Annotated in this window: 1 protein-coding gene; it reads right to left on the bottom strand. The window is 70.0% G+C overall.

Going from position 1 to position 1,030, the window contains the following annotated elements; genetic code table 11:
- Window positions 1-18: 18 nt before the first annotated feature.
- Window positions 19-1,030 (bottom strand): DUF6192 family protein (locus tag WH85_RS46120; protein ID WP_045748574.1); only part of this gene is annotated, 1,012 nt, incomplete at its 5' end.

A 1,030-nucleotide genomic window follows, 5' to 3' on the forward strand; every position in this document is an offset into this window, starting at 1 on the left:
ACCCGTCCCATGGCCGGGCTACTCACCGGCCAGGAGGCGGGCCAGGCCCTCCTCCTGGGTGACCTGGCCGGTGGCGACCGCACCCTCGATCCAGTCCGCCGCGGCCCGGACCCGGGCCAGGTTGCGCTGCACCGTCGCCTTCTCGTCCTCGGTGTAGTTCAGCCCACGCAGCCCCGGCACGATCCGGCCGGCTGAGGCGACGAACTGCGCACACGCCCCGACCAGGTCGAGGAACTCGCTGGTGTGCTCGATCTGCTGCAGCGCAGGGGTGCGCTGCCGGACCAGCTCTCCACCCTGGCGGTCCTGATCAGCCTGAGCACGGTTAACCGAGTGCCGGGCCGTGGTGTCGGTCATCGCCCGCGCGGCGACCTCCGGGCGCCGCAGCAGATCGGTGGCGATCCGCGTAGCGACCTCGTCGTCACGGACCAGCTCGTGGACCGCGCCGACCCGATCCAGCACCGAGGTCTCTGTCGACACCTTGAACGCGACCTTGGGCCGGCGCAGCAGATCGGTGGCGACGCGGGTGGCGACCTCGTCGTCGGTGACCAGGTCATGCACCGCGTTGACCTTCTCCTGGACCGTCTTCGGCCGGGTGACTTGCCAGCCCACCCGCCGTTTCGCCTTGTCCTCGGTCCAGCGGCGCTTACCGGTCCGGGCCAGTACCGGCGGCTCGCCGATCATTGTGAACCGCTGGTCGGCATCGGTGATCGTGGCCAGCACCCGGTGGATGTGGAATGGCACGTCGGCACGGCGCTGGTCGGCCGGCCAGCGCGAGGCCACATACCGCCACACTTCCAGCGTCGCGGGCGCGACCCCGATGTCTTCGGCGAACGTCCGCAGGGAGTCGACTACGCCCAGGCCGAGAGCGTCATGCGGCCGGGATCCACCCCGGGGGCCGATCGGCTCGATCTCCAGCGCGTAGTCGCCGACTGTGAACTGAATCCGGTCCCGCTCACGAATCAAGTCACGCGACTGCGTCACCAGCTCGTCGTACCGCTGCTGGGATACCTGCCCGATCGTCGCCACCATC

It is taken from the genome of Actinoplanes rectilineatus, assembly GCF_000962825.1.
GTDB lineage: Bacteria > Actinomycetota > Actinomycetes > Mycobacteriales > Micromonosporaceae > Actinoplanes > Actinoplanes rectilineatus.